General features: G+C 66.6%; 11 protein-coding genes. All 11 read left to right on the forward strand.

Annotation, left to right across the window (positions count from 1 at the left end; genetic code table 11):
• The first annotated feature begins 6 nt into the window (after positions 1-6).
• Positions 7-372 (forward strand): succinate dehydrogenase, hydrophobic membrane anchor protein, encoded by a 366-nt coding sequence (sdhD, locus tag AC1RL8_RS14465; protein WP_159273216.1) that lies wholly within the window; start codon positions 7-9, stop codon positions 370-372.
• Between the two features lie 6 nt (positions 373-378).
• Positions 379-2,187, forward strand: a complete 1,809-nt coding sequence (gene sdhA / locus AC1RL8_RS14470) for a succinate dehydrogenase flavoprotein subunit (RefSeq protein WP_056572028.1) — start codon at positions 379-381, stop codon at positions 2,185-2,187.
• Positions 2,188-2,209: 22 nt separating this feature from the next.
• Positions 2,210-2,911, forward strand: coding sequence for a succinate dehydrogenase iron-sulfur subunit (locus tag AC1RL8_RS14475; RefSeq protein ID WP_062479706.1), 702 nt, complete (start codon positions 2,210-2,212; stop codon positions 2,909-2,911).
• 24 nt (positions 2,912-2,935) lie between these two features.
• A complete protein-coding gene (locus AC1RL8_RS14480; RefSeq protein ID WP_062479704.1) occupies positions 2,936-3,256 on the forward strand; it encodes an FAD assembly factor SdhE in 321 nt (106 codons plus the stop codon).
• Positions 3,257-3,280: 24 nt separating this feature from the next.
• A complete protein-coding gene (gene gltA / locus AC1RL8_RS14485; protein ID WP_056572035.1) occupies positions 3,281-4,591 on the forward strand; it encodes a citrate synthase in 1,311 nt (436 codons plus the stop codon).
• A 181-nt stretch (positions 4,592-4,772) separates the two neighbouring features.
• Positions 4,773-5,726 (forward strand): LysR family transcriptional regulator, encoded by a 954-nt coding sequence (locus tag AC1RL8_RS14490; protein ID WP_159273215.1) that lies wholly within the window; start codon positions 4,773-4,775, stop codon positions 5,724-5,726.
• 48 nt (positions 5,727-5,774) lie between these two features.
• The gene (gene leuC / locus AC1RL8_RS14495) at positions 5,775-7,196 is read left to right on the forward strand and encodes a 3-isopropylmalate dehydratase large subunit (protein ID WP_159273214.1); all 1,422 of its coding nucleotides are present in this window, start codon (positions 5,775-5,777) and stop codon (positions 7,194-7,196) included.
• A gap of 14 nt (positions 7,197-7,210) precedes the next feature.
• Positions 7,211-7,861: a 3-isopropylmalate dehydratase small subunit gene (gene leuD / locus AC1RL8_RS14500; RefSeq protein WP_062479700.1), complete on the forward strand. Its 651-nt coding sequence runs from the start codon at positions 7,211-7,213 to the stop codon at positions 7,859-7,861.
• 43 nt (positions 7,862-7,904) lie between these two features.
• On the forward strand, positions 7,905-8,993 hold the full coding sequence (leuB, locus tag AC1RL8_RS14505) for a 3-isopropylmalate dehydrogenase (protein ID WP_492684612.1): 1,089 nt from the start codon (positions 7,905-7,907) through the stop codon (positions 8,991-8,993).
• A 90-nt stretch (positions 8,994-9,083) separates the two neighbouring features.
• A complete protein-coding gene (asd, locus tag AC1RL8_RS14510; protein ID WP_070062265.1) occupies positions 9,084-10,229 on the forward strand; it encodes an aspartate-semialdehyde dehydrogenase in 1,146 nt (381 codons plus the stop codon).
• Between the two features lie 167 nt (positions 10,230-10,396).
• Positions 10,397-13,189: a FimV/HubP family polar landmark protein gene (locus tag AC1RL8_RS14515; protein WP_492684613.1), complete on the forward strand. Its 2,793-nt coding sequence runs from the start codon at positions 10,397-10,399 to the stop codon at positions 13,187-13,189.
• Positions 13,190-13,220: the final 31 nt, after the last annotated feature.

Genomic DNA, 13,220 nt, shown 5'->3' on the forward strand with positions numbered 1-13,220 from the left:
CCACCCATGTCTGTGAATTACGGCTCCAAGCGCATCGTCGTCGGCGCGCACTACGGTCTGCGCGACTGGCTCAGCCAGCGCATCACCGGCGCCCTGATGGCGCTGTTCACGATCATCCTGCTCGCGCAGTTGGTCTTCTCGCGCGGCCCCATCGGCTATGACCTGTGGGCCGGCATCTTCGCCGCACAGTGGATGAAGGTCCTGACCTTCTCCGTGATCGTTGCCCTGCTCTATCACGTGTGGGTCGGCATGCGCGACGTGTGGATGGACTACGTCCAGCCTGTCGCCATCCGTCTCGTGCTGCAAGTTTTCACCATCGTCTGGCTTGTCGGTTGTGCGGGTTGGGCCATTCAAGTGCTTTGGAAGATCTGACCCACCATGACCTACACAAAAGAAAACATCACCAAGCGCAAGTTCGACGTCGTGATCGTCGGTGCCGGCGGCTCCGGCATGCGCGCATCGCTGCAACTCGCCCGTGCCGGCCTCAACGTGGCCGTGCTCTCCAAGGTGTTCCCGACCCGTTCGCACACCGTCGCTGCCCAGGGCGGCGTGGGCGCTTCGCTCGGCAACATGAGCGAGGACAACTGGCACTACCACTTCTACGACACGATCAAGGGTTCCGACTGGCTCGGCGACCAGGACGCGATCGAGTTCATGTGCCGTGAAGCCCCGAAGGTCGTGTACGAGCTCGAACACTTCGGCATGCCCTTCGACCGCAATCCCGACGGCACCATCTACCAGCGTCCGTTCGGCGGCCACACCGCCAACTACGGCGAGAAGGCCGTGCAACGCGCCTGCGCCGCGGCCGACCGCACCGGCCACGCGATGCTGCACACGCTCTACCAGAAGAACGTGGAAGCCCGCACCCAGTTCTTCGTCGAATGGATGGCGCTGGACCTCATCCGCGACGATGAAGGCGACGTGGTCGGTGTCACGGCCCTCGAAATGGAAACCGGCGACCTGCACATCCTGCAGGCCAAGACCGTGCTGCTGGCCACCGGCGGCGCAGGCCGCATCTTCGGTGCGTCCACCAACGCGTTCATCAACACCGGCGACGGCCTGGGCATGGCCGCACGTTCGGGCATCCCGCTGCAGGACATGGAGTTCTGGCAGTTTCACCCCACCGGCGTGGCCGGCGCGGGCGTGCTGCTGACCGAAGGCTGCCGCGGCGAAGGCGCCATCCTGCTGAACAGCAACGGCGAACGCTTCATGGAGCGCTATGCGCCCACCCTGAAGGACCTGGCACCGCGCGACTTCGTCTCGCGCTCGATGGACCAGGAAATCAAGGAAGGCCGTGGCTGTGGTCCCAACAAGGACTACATCCACATGAAGCTGGATCACCTGGGCGCCGACACCATCCACAAGCGGCTGCCGTCGGTCTACGAGATCGGCATCAACTTCGCCAACGTCGACGTCACCAAGGAACCGATTCCCGTGGTGCCCACCATCCACTACCAGATGGGCGGCATCCCGACGAACATCAACGGCCAGGTCGTCATCCAGAAGGGTGAAGACAACAGCGCCGTGGTGAACGGCCTGTACGCGGTGGGCGAATGCTCCTGCGTGAGCGTGCACGGCGCCAACCGCCTGGGCACCAACTCGCTGCTCGACCTGCTGGTGTTCGGCCGCGCGGCCGGCAACCACATCGTCGAGTTCAACGACAAGCTCAAGGAACACAAGGAACTGCCCAAGGATGCGGCCGACCGCACCCTGCAGCGCCTGAACGAGCTCGAAGCCTCCACCGGCGGCGAGTACGCCCAGGACGTGGCCGGCGAGATCCGCGCCGTCATGCAGCAGCATGCCGCCGTGTTCCGCAAGCAGGCCTCGATGGACGAAGGCGTGGTCAAGATCGCCGCCGTGCGCGAGCGCGTCAAGTCGATCGGCCTGAAGGACAAGTCCAAGGTGTTCAACACCGCCCGCATCGAAGCGCTGGAAGTCGACAACCTGATCGAAGTGGCGCAGGCCACCATGGTCTCGGCCGCCGCCCGCAAGGAATGCCGCGGCGCCCACACGGTGGAAGACTACGAGCGTCCCGCGGACGACCCGGTCGCACCGCTGGGCCGCGACGACGCCAACTGGATGAAGCACACGCTCTGGTACAGCGCGGACAACCGCCTCTCGTACAAGCCCGTCAAGCTGCAGCCGCTGACGGTGGCATCCGTGCCGCCCAAGGTCCGCACGTTCTAAGAATATTTACAAGGTCCATACGATGAAGCGCACATTCCAGATCTACCGCTACGACCCGGACAAGGACGCCAAGCCCTACATGCAGACGGTCGAGGTCGAACTCGACGGCCACGAACGCATGCTGCTGGACGCCCTGATGAAGCTCAAGGCGCAGGATCCCACGCTGTCGTTCCGCCGCTCGTGCCGCGAAGGCGTCTGCGGCTCCGACGCGATGAACATCAACGGCAAGAACGGTCTGGCCTGCCTGACCAACATGAACACGCTCAAGGGCACCGTCGTGCTCAAGCCGCTGCCGGGCCTGCCCGTCATCCGCGACCTGATCGTCGACATGACCCAGTTCTTCAAGCAGTACAACTCGATCAAGCCGTACCTGCAGAACGACACCGTGCCGCCCGAGAAGGAGCGCCTGCAGTCGCCCGAAGAGCGTGAAGAGCTCGACGGCCTGTACGAGTGCATCCTGTGCGCGAGCTGCTCCACGAGCTGCCCGAGCTTCTGGTGGAACCCCGACAAGTTCGTCGGCCCGGCCGGCCTGCTGCAGGCCTACCGCTTCATCGCCGACAGCCGCGACGAAGCCACCGCCGAGCGTCTGGACAACCTGGAAGACCCGTACCGCCTGTTCCGCTGCCACACGATCATGAACTGCGTCGACGTGTGCCCGAAGAGCCTGAACCCGACCAAGGCCATCGGCAAGATCAAGGAACTGATGGTGCGTCGCGCCATCTGACGGTTTTTCCGAGAAGCCTTACTTATGTCGACCCCCGCCAACGCCCCCGATACGCTGCTCGGCGAACGCGCGCTGAGCAAGCTCAAGTGGCGTTGCCGGCGCGGCCTGCTGGAGAACGACCTGTTCATCGCCCGCTTCTTCGAGCGGCACGAATCCCACATGACCGTCGGTCAAGCGGGAGCGATGGAGACATTGATGGACCTGTCGGACAACGACCTCCTCGACCTGCTGCTGTGCAGAAAGGAGCCCGAGCCCGCATGGGCCGGGGCCGAGGTGGTCGCATTGCTGCAGCTGATGCGTACCGACGGCGCTCAGCGTCCTGCCATTTTTTCTCCTTCGTCCTGAATCCACCTCTGAAAGTAAACCGAAATGAAAGCATCCGATACCAAGGCCACGCTGTCGTTCAGCAATGGCGGCGACAACGTCGAACTGCCGATCTACAAGGGCACCATCGGGCCCGACGTGATCGACATCCGCAAGCTGTATGCACAGACCGGCATGTTCACGTACGACCCGGGCTTCATGTCGACCGCCGCCTGCCAGTCGGCCATCACCTACATCGACGGTGACAAGGGCGAGCTGCTGTACCGCGGCTACCCCATCGAGCAACTCGCCACCAACTGCGACTTCCTCGAGACCTGCCACCTGCTGCTGTACGGCGAGCTGCCGGACGCCGGCAAGAAGGCCAATTTCACGAAGCTCGTGACCAACCACACGATGGTCAACGAGCAGATGCAGTTCTTCCTGCGCGGCTTCCGTCGCGATGCCCACCCGATGGCCATCATGACCGGCCTCGTGGGCGCCCTGTCGGCCTTCTATCACGACAGCACGGACATCAACAATCCCGAGCACCGCGAGATCGCCGCGATCCGCCTGATCGCGAAGATGCCCACGCTCGTGGCCATGGCCTACAAGTACACCGTCGGCCAGCCGTACATGTACCCGAAGAACGAACTCAGCTATGCAGGCAACTTCCTGCACATGATGTTCGCCACGCCGTGCGAAGAGTACAAGGTGAACCCGGTGCTCGAGCGCGCGCTCGACCGCATCTTCATCCTGCACGCAGACCACGAGCAGAACGCATCGACCTCGACCGTGCGCCTGTGCGGCTCGTCGGGCACGAACCCCTTCGCGGCCATTGCAGCCGGCGTGGCGTGCCTGTGGGGCCCAGCCCACGGCGGCGCCAACGAAGCAGCGCTGAACATGCTGTACGACATCCAGCGCGAAGGCGGCGTGGAAAAGATCGGCGAGTTCATCAAGAAGGTCAAGGACAAGAACTCGAACGTCAAGCTGATGGGCTTCGGCCATCGCGTGTACAAGAACTACGACCCGCGCGCCAAGCTCATGCAGGAAACCTGCAACGAAGTGCTGACCGAGCTGGGCCTGGAAAACGACCCGCTGTTCAAGCTCGCCAAGGAACTCGAGAAGATCGCCCTGGAAGACGAGTACTTCGTGTCGCGCAAGCTCTACCCGAACGTCGACTTCTACTCGGGCATCGTGCAGCGCGCCATCGGCATCCCCGTGCCGCTGTTCACCGCGATCTTCGCGCTGGCCCGCACCGTCGGCTGGATCGCCCAGCTGAATGAAATGATCGGCGACCCCGAGTACAAGATCGGCCGCCCGCGCCAGCTGTTCGAAGGCTCGCCCAAGCGTGACGTGAAGCCGATCTCGGCCCGCTGATCGACCGGCTGCGGAACCTCCGCTCCCTGAAAAAGCTGCCTCCGGGCAGCTTTTTTATTGCCCGTTCGGCATGCCCCTCCTCGCCAGCCGGCAGCAATGTCATCGCGCATCGCGATGGCAAAGGCTTCAAAACAGGAAGAAAATAGCCAACTCATCGCCAAACGCGATGCCCAAGCCCCCCATGAGCACGTCCGAACGCAACTTTGCCCGCCGCATCGACCTCACGTCGCTGCAGCTGTTCGTGGCCGTGTGCGAGCTGGGCAGCATCGGGCGCGCGGCGGAGCGTGAATTCATTGCGGCCTCGGCCGTGAGCAAGCGGCTGTCCGACCTGGAAGCCACGCTCGGCACCGCCCTGCTCTACCGCCATGCGCGCGGCGTCGACCTCACGCCGGCCGGCGAAAGCCTGCTGCACCACGCCCGCTCGGTGCTCTACAGCCTCGAGAAGATGCAGGGCGAGCTCAGCGAATACGCCGACGGCGTGCGCGGCCACGTGCGCGTGCACGCCAACATCTCGGCCATCGTGCAGTTCCTGCCGGAAGACCTGGGCGTGTTCTCGCGCGCGCACGAGGCCATCAAGATCGACCTCGAGGAGCACCTGAGCAGCGAAGTGATCCGCGCGGTGCAAGAGGGCGCGGCCGACCTCGGCGTGTGCCACGTGGCCGGCGGCGCGGGCGAGCTGCAGAGCCTTTCCTACCGCCACGACCGCCTCGCCCTGATCGTTCCCGAGGGGCACGCGCTGGCCGCGCAGGACACGATCGATTTCGTCGACTCGCTGGCCTTCGACCACGTCGGCCTGCACACCAACAGCTCGATCTACGTGGCGATGCATGAAGCGGCGCTGAGCGCCGGCCGCAGCGTGAAGCTGCGCATCCACGTCACGGGCCTGGACGCCATGTGCCGGATGATCGACAACGGCCTGGGCATCGGCGTGATGCCGCAGCGCGCCTTCGAACTCATGCACAACGGCATCGGCCGCGGCCTCGTGAGCGTGACGCTCAACGACGCCTGGGCGGCGCGCGAGATCCGACTGGTGGCGCGCGACTTCTCCACCCTGCCGGTGGCGGCGCGCACGCTGGTGAACCACCTGCACGCGGCGGCCGATTCGGCCGACGCCACCGAACGACTCGCGGCCTAGACCGCGTCGACAGACAATCCATTTCCCCACGAAAGACAAGAGACCGACATGGCACGCACGCTCTACGACAAGATCTGGGACGAACACGTCGTCCACACCGAGGAAGACGGCACCGCGATCCTCTACATCGACCGCCACCTGGTGCACGAAGTGACCAGCCCGCAGGCCTTCGAGGGCCTGCGCGAAGCCGGTCGCAAGCTGTGGCGCATCAGCTCGGTGGTGGCCACCGCCGACCACAACACGCCGACCACCGGCTGGGAGCGCGGTTACGAAGGCATTGCCGACCCGACCAGCAAGGAACAGGTCACCACGCTGGACCACAACATCGCCGAGTTCGGCGCCGCCGCGTTCTTCCCGTTCCTGAGCAAGCGCCAGGGAATCGTGCACGTGATCGGCCCGGAAAGCGGCGCGACGCTGCCGGGCATGACGGTGGTCTGCGGCGACTCGCACACCTCCACGCACGGCGCGTTCGGCGCGCTCGCGCACGGCATCGGCACCAGCGAGGTCGAGCACGTGATGGCCACGCAGACGCTGCTGGGCAAGAAGGCCAAGAACATGCTCGTGAAGGTCGAAGGCAAGCTGCCTTTGGGCTGCACCGCCAAGGACATCGTGCTGGCCATCATCGGCAAGATCGGCACCGCCGGCGGCACGGGCTACACGATCGAATTCGCGGGCTCGGCCATTCGCGACCTGAGCATGGAAGGCCGCATGACGGTCTGCAACATGGCCATCGAGGCCGGCGCGCGCGCCGGGCTGGTGGCGGTCGACGAAAAGACCATCGCCTACGTGAAGGGCCGCCCGCTCGCGCCCACAGGCGTCGAATGGGACCAGGCCGTGAGCTACTGGCGCACGCTGCAGTCCGACCCGGGCGCGACCTTCGACGCCGTGGTCGAACTCGACGCTGCGCAGATCCAGCCGCAGGTCACCTGGGGCACCTCACCCGAAATGGTGGTCGAGATCAACGGCCGCGTGCCCGATCCCGACAAGGAAAAGGACGCCAGCAAGCGCAGCGCCATCGAGCGCGCGCTGGTCTACATGGGCCTGGAGCCCAACAAGGCCATGAACGACATCTTCATCGACAAGGTGTTCATCGGCTCGTGCACCAACAGCCGCATCGAGGACATGCGCGAAGCCGCGGCCGTGGTGAAGAAGCTCGGCCAGAAGGTCGCGAAGAACGTGAAGCTCGCGATGGTCGTGCCCGGTTCGGGCGTGGTGAAGGAACAGGCCGAGCGCGAAGGCCTCGACCTGATCTTCAAGGCCGCCGGCTTCGAATGGCGCGAGCCCGGCTGCTCGATGTGTCTGGCAATGAATGCCGACCGCCTCGAGCCCGGTGAGCGCTGCGCATCGACCTCGAACCGCAACTTCGAAGGCCGCCAGGGCGCGGGTGGCCGCACCCATCTCGTGAGCCCCGCGATGGCCGCCGCCGCAGCCGTGCACGGCCACTTCGTCGACGTGCGCACCTTCGCCTGATCAGGAGACATCACATGCAGAAATTCACCGTGCACAAGGGCCTCGTGGCCCCCATGGACCGCGAGAACGTCGACACCGACGCGATCATTCCCAAGCAGTTCCTCAAGTCGATCAAGAAGACCGGCTTCGGCGTGAACCTGTTCGACGAGTGGCGCTACCTGGACGCCGGCTTTCCGGGCCAGGACCCGGCCAGCCGCAAGCCGAACCCCGACTTCGTGCTGAACCAGCCGCGCTACGCGGGCGCCTCGGTGCTGCTGGCGCGCAAGAACTTCGGCTGCGGCTCATCGCGCGAACACGCGCCGTGGGCGCTCGACCAGTACGGCTTTCGCGCGATCATTGCGCCGAGCTACGCCGACATCTTCTTCAACAACAGCTTCAAGAACGGCCTGCTGCCGATCGTGCTGCCCGAGTCGCAGGTCTCGCAGCTGTTCGACGAAGCCTTCGCCTTCCCGGGCTATACGCTGACCATCGACCTGGAGCGCCAGGTGGTCGTGAAGCCCGACGGCCAGGAGTTCGCGTTCGACGTGCAGGCCTTCCGCAAGTACTGCCTGATCAACGGGCTGGACGACATCGGCCTGACGCTGCGCCACAAGGACAAGATCAAGGCCTTCGAGACCGAGCGCCTGGCGCAGAAGCCCTGGCTCGCGCACACGATGATCTCGTGATCGGCGGCATTTCCGTTTTCAAGAAAAAACCTCAGACCAACTTATGAAAATCGCAGTTCTCCCGGGTGACGGCATCGGCACCGAAATCGTGGCGGAAGCCGTCAGGGTGCTCGAAGTCCTCGACCTGAAGTTCGAGATGGAATCGGCACTGGTCGGCGGCGCGGCCTACGAGGCGCACGGCCACCCGCTGCCCGACTCGACGCTCAAGCTCGCCAAGGATGCCGACGCGGTGCTGTTCGGCGCCGTCGGCGACTGGAAGTACGACAAGCTCGACCGCCCGCTGCGGCCCGAGCAGGCCATCCTGGGGCTGCGCAAGAACCTGGGCCTGTTCGCCAACTTCCGCCCGGCCATCTGCTACGAGCAGCTGGTGGACGCCTCGAGCCTGAAGCCCGAGCTGATCGCGGGCCTGGACATCCTCATCATCCGCGAGCTGACCGGCGACATCTACTTCGGCCAGCCGCGCGGCCGCCGCATCGCCACCGACGGCCACTTCCCGGGCGCTGAAGAAGCCTTCGACACGATGCGCTACTCGCGCCCCGAGGTCGAGCGCATCGCCCGCGTCGCCTTTGAAGCGGCCCGCAAGCGCAGCAAGCGCGTGACCAGCGTGGACAAGGCCAACGTGCTGGAGACCTTCCAGTTCTGGAAGGACATCGTGACCGAGGTCGGCAAGGAGTACCCGGACGTTGAGCTCGACCACATGTACGTCGACAACGCGGCCATGCAGCTCGTGAAGGCGCCCAAGAAGTTCGACGTGGTGGTCACCGGCAACATGTTCGGCGACATCCTCTCGGACGAGGCCGCGATGCTCACCGGCTCCATCGGCATGCTGCCCTCGGCCTCGCTCAATGCGAGCAACCAGGGCCTGTACGAGCCCAGCCACGGCAGCGCGCCCGACATTGCTGGCAAAGGGGTTGCCAATCCTTTGGCTACAATCCTGTCCGCTGCCATGATGCTCCGCTTCTCCCTCAACCAGCCCGAAGCTGCCGACCGTATCGAGTCGGCGGTCAAGCACGTGCTCGCCTCCGGGCTGCGCACGGGCGACATCTGGTCCGAAGGCACGAAGCGCGTCGGCACCCGCGAAATGGGCGACGCGGTCGTAGCAGCCATCACCAAAAAGACGATTACCGGCTAACCGCAGCCCGCTTCGTCACGCCCTCCCCCGGCCGACGAGTCGGGGGCAAAAAAGACTGATTTTTTCTTTCTTCACTAAGGGCAAACTGAAATGGCGAACGCATCCAAGCAACCTCTGGTCGGCCTCGTGGGCTGGCGCGGCATGGTCGGCTCGGTCCTCATGGACCGCATGCAGGCCGAAGGCGACTTCGGCCTCATCGAGCCGGTCTTCTTCTCGACCTCGAACGCGGGCGGCAAGGCCCCGGCGATGGCCAAGAACGAAACCGCGCTCAAGGATGCGAACGACATCGAGGCACTGAAGAAGTGCGACATCGTCATCACCTGCCAGGGTGGCGACTACACCAGCGAGGTGTTCCCCAAGCTGCGCGCCGCCGGCTGGAACGGCCACTGGATCGACGCGGCCTCCACGCTGCGCATGAACGATGACGCGATCATCGTGCTCGACCCCGTCAACCTGCCCGTGATCCAGAACGCGCTCGCCAAGGGCGGCAAGAACTGGGTCGGCGGCAACTGCACCGTCAGCTGCATGCTCATGGGCGTGGGCGCCCTCTACAAGGCCGGCCTGGTCGAGTGGATGACCAGCATGACCTACCAGGCGGCCTCGGGTGGCGGCGCGCAGCACATGCGCGAGCTGCTGACCCAGTTCGGCACCCTGAACGCCGAAGTGCGTGCGCTGCTCGACGACCCGAAGTCGGCCATCCTCGAAATCGATCGCAAGGTGCTGCACAAGCAGCAGAACCTGAGCGCCTCCGAAATCGCCAACTTCGGAGCCCCGCTGGGCGGCTCGCTGATCCCCTGGATCGACAAGGACCTGGGCGACGGCATGTCCAAGGAAGAGTGGAAGGGCGGCGCCGAGACCAACAAGATCCTCGGCCAGGGCGCGGGCTTCGGCACCGCCGCCACGCCGGTGGATGGCTTCTGCGTGCGCATCGGCGCGATGCGCTGCCACAGCCAGGCGCTGACCTTCAAGCTCAAGAAGGACGTGCCGGTCGCCGACATCGAAGCGATGATCGCCGCCGACAACCCCTGGGCCAAGGTCGTGCCGAACACGCGCGAAGCCACCGTCAAGGACCTGACGCCGGTGGCCGTGACGGGCACCATGGACATCCCGGTCGGCCGCATCCGCAAGCTGGCGATGGGCCCCGAGTACGTCGGCGCCTTCACCATCGGCGACCAGCTGCTGTGGGGCGCCGCCGAACCGCTGCGCCGCATGCTGCGCATCCTGCTCGAAGCCTGATGCGGGCAGCTCAGGCCCTTGAAATACAAAAATGTTGCCGAAAGGCAACACAGGATGTCATCGGAAGTATGCGCGCACTGGGTAGATCAGGCGCATTGCCTTGTCAGTGCATGTTGATGATGCTAACGTCCTCTTACAAATTCAGGGCCTGAGCCGCCCCTATCAGCATGACAAGACATCTGTTGCCCGCGGCCCGCCCTTCGGCCGCCCGCCCCGCCCTGCCGTCGAATGGCTGGCGCCTTTCCATCCTGGGTGCCGCTGCGGCCCTGACGCTGGGACTGGCCAGCGCCGACGCCAGCGCCTTCGCGCTGGGACCGCTGCGGGTGCAGTCGGCACTGGGCGAACCGCTGCGCGCCGAGATCGATGTCACTGAAATGGCCGCCAACGAGGCGGAAGGCCTGAAGATCAACATCGCCACGGCCGAAGCCTTCAAGAACGCAGGCATCCCGTACAACGCGGCCCTGGGCGACGTGAAAGCCACGCTGCAGCGCCGCGCCGGCGGCCAGTACGTCGTGCGCCTGGCCGGCAACCGCCCGCTCAACGACCCCTTCATCGACCTGCTGCTCGAAGCCAATGGCGCCTCAGGCCGCATCGTGCGCGACTACACCGTGCTGCTCGATCCGCCGGCCACGCGCCAGGCGGCAGCCGCACCAGTGACGCCCATCGCGCCGCAGATCGCCACGCCGGTCGAGCGCCCCGCGCCCGCCCCGCGCGTGCGCCGCGAACCCGCGCCTGCAGTCGCTGCAACGCCCGCACCCGCGGCAGCAGCACCGGCCCCTGCGGCCGCGCCAGCTCCTGCGCCGGCACGTGCCGCCGTCGCCGCGCCCAGCGGCAGTAGTGGCGGCAGCGGCGAACAGGTCACGGTGCGCCGCGGCGACACCGCCGGCAAGATCGCCTCCGCCCACAAGCCCGCCGATGTTTCGCTCGACCAGATGCTGGTCGCGCTGCTGAACGCCAACCCCGACGCCTTCGTCGGCGGCAACGTCAACCGGATGAAGGCCGGTGCCGTGCTCGACCTGCCGAACGCTGCCGCAGCGAGCGCCGTGCCGGCCGCCGACGCACGCCGCACGATCACCGCGCAAAGCCGCGACTTCGGCAGCTACCGCCAGCGCCTCGCCGAAAACGCCCCAACCACCAACGTGGCCGCCGCGAGCCGCCAGGCCTCGGGCAAGCTGCAAGCCAGCGTGGAAGACCGCAATGCCGCCGCCAGCGCACCCGACAAGCTCACAGTGTCGCAAGGCAACGCCGCCGCGCGCGCCGCCGATGAAAAGGTCGCGCAGGCCCGCCAGGCGCAGGACAGCAGCAACCGCGTCGCAGAACTCACGAAGAACATCAACGAGCTGAACAAGCTCAAGTCCGGTGCTGGCACGGGCACCGGCTCGTCCGCTGCGGCCGCCGCGCCTGCAGCGCCGGCCACCACGCCCGGTATCGCCGTTCCCGCGCCGCTGGCCGGGGCCACGACGCCGACGCCAGCGGTCGCGGCCGCTCCTGCGGCCCCTGCCGCCGCAGCCCCCGCACCGGCAACGCCGGCGCCTGCAGCCGCGCCAGTGGCTGCTGCAACGCCCCCGGTCGCCGCGGCCTCCGCTGCAGCAGCCGCCGCACCGTCGGCCACCGACGCAGCCGCCCTGCCCGTGGCAGCCGCAGCCAGCGCTGCAGCCGCCGCCGCGCCCATCGTCGCTCCCAAGCCTGTGGTCAAGGCCGCACCGCCGCCGCCCCCGCCGGAGCGCAGCTTCCTCGACGAGCTGCTCGACAACCCGCTGATGCTCGCCGGCGCCGCGCTGATCGCGCTGCTGGTCGGCTTCCTGCTGTACCGCGTGCTGGGCCGCCGCCGCGAAGAGATGAGCGAAAGCGTGTTCCTCGAGAGCCGCATTCCCAAGGACTCGTTCTTCGGCGCCAGCGGCGGCGAATCGGTCGACACCAAGAACCGCGGCGATTCCACCGTGTCGTCGCTGTCGTACTCGCCGAGCCAGCTCGACGCGGGCGATGTCGACCCGGTCGCCGAGGCCGACGTCTACCTCGCCTACGGCCGCGACCTGCAGGCTGAGGAAATCCTGCGTGAAGCGCTGCGCCTGAACCCGGACCGCACCGCCATCCACCTGAAGCTGCTCGAAATCCACGCCAAGCGCCGCGATGTGCGCGCCTTCGACGGCCTGGCCACCGAAGTGCACAAGCTGACCAACGGCGCGGGCTCCGAATGGAACCGCGTGGTCGACATGGGCAAGGACCTCGACCCGGGCAACCCGCTGTACGAATCGGGCACGGGCACCGCGCGTGGCGCCAGCCAGGCCGAAACCGCCGCATTCGCCGGCGCGCTGGCCGCTGCCGCCAAGCCGGCTGCCGCAGTCGCAGCCGCCGTCGTGGCACCGCCGCCCCCGGCCGCACCGCCCGTGGCATCGGCCCCGCCGGCCTTCATGCCCTCGGTCGCACCACTGGACTTCGACCTCGACCTGACCCAGCCGCCCGCACCGGCACCTGCTCCGGTGGGTGCCAGCCTGCCGAAGTCGGTCTACGCGCCGACGGCCGCACCGGCCCCGCTGAGCAACGGCCACGCCGCAGCACCTGTCGACCTTGAAAACGATTTCGACACGGCCCCCGGCGCGCTGACGGCCCACACCCGCCCCTCGTCGCTGAACGACGCGGAGCACAACACCCGCCCGGCCATGCTGCGCGACACGCTGCCCGCCGATTCGGGCTTCATCGAGTTCGACATGAGCGCCCTCGCCGGCCTGCCGGCCCGCTCCGCCGCCGAAGCACCGCGCTCCGCGGCCGTGGCCACCTCGCCGTCCGCCCTGGACGACGACGGTGACGACAACCCGCACGCCGTGAAGCTCTCGCTGGCCCGCGAACTGCAGGCCATCGGCGACGTCGAAGGCGCGCGCTCGCTGGTCGAGGAAGTCGAAGCCGAAAGCGCCGGCGACCTCAAGTCGCAAGCCAAGCAGCTGCTCGCCGAACTGCGCTGAGCCGGTTGCCGACTGCCCTTCTGATCGCTTC

This window comes from Variovorax sp. GW822-FHT04E09, assembly GCF_058800845.1.